Source organism: Bradyrhizobium agreste (assembly GCF_016031625.1).
Classification (GTDB): Bacteria; Pseudomonadota; Alphaproteobacteria; order Rhizobiales; family Xanthobacteraceae; genus Bradyrhizobium; species Bradyrhizobium agreste.
Map to the genome: position 1 here is coordinate 1 of NZ_JACCHP010000067.1, position 710 is coordinate 710.

Annotated in this window: 1 protein-coding gene; it reads right to left on the bottom strand. The window is 57.7% G+C overall.

What is annotated here, in order from left to right; all coding sequences use genetic code 11:
• On the bottom strand, nt 1-581 hold a 581-nt coding region (locus tag HZZ13_RS36340), incomplete at its 3' end, for a ThuA domain-containing protein (RefSeq protein WP_197964216.1).
• Nucleotides 582-710 lie beyond the last annotated feature (129 nt).

The following is a 710-nucleotide window of genomic DNA, read 5'->3' on the forward strand; positions in this document are numbered from 1 at the left end:
TTGAGGTCCACCGACCTTTGGTCGAGGCGCAGGAGCACGCGTGATCCGCGATAGTCGAAGTCGCTGATCTGGTAGATTTCATCGTTCAACTGAAACGAATTCCCCAGAAACGCCACCAGTGGATCTGCAACATCAGCCACCTCGATGGTCACACCCTGATGCCAGGGATGACCGTTGAAGTAGCCGCCGATCAGATCGAGATAGTCTGGCCAAGTGTAGAATGTGTCCGTGGCCGAATGAACGCCGAGAAAGCCACGGCCCGAGCGCACAAAGTTGAGAAGTGCTGTCTTTTGGGCGCCGCCCATCGGAATTTCACCGCTTGTGTAGAACATCACAGCGGCGTACCGCTCGAGGTTTCCGGTCGAAAATTCAGACAAGTCTTCCGTTGCGATGACTTCAAAGGCACCGGAATTCCTTCCAAGCTGCGTCAGGATTGCTTCGGAAAGTGGTATGACGTCGTGCCGATAGCCGGCCGAGTATGTGAAATAGAGGACACGTTCTGGCGGGCGCTCTGCACGCGCGCCGAGCGGTCGGATTGCCGCCGCGCTGCTGACGAGTGTGATGAACTCGCGTCGCGTCACAATCCTCTCCCGATGCTTAACCGGCCAGAAAAGCTTAGCACATATCAGCGCGCCGCGCGCCCTGCGGCGCCGCCCTACGCCCGCGGTTCAATTGATAGCCTCGACTTGGCAATGTCGCTTAATGGCCCG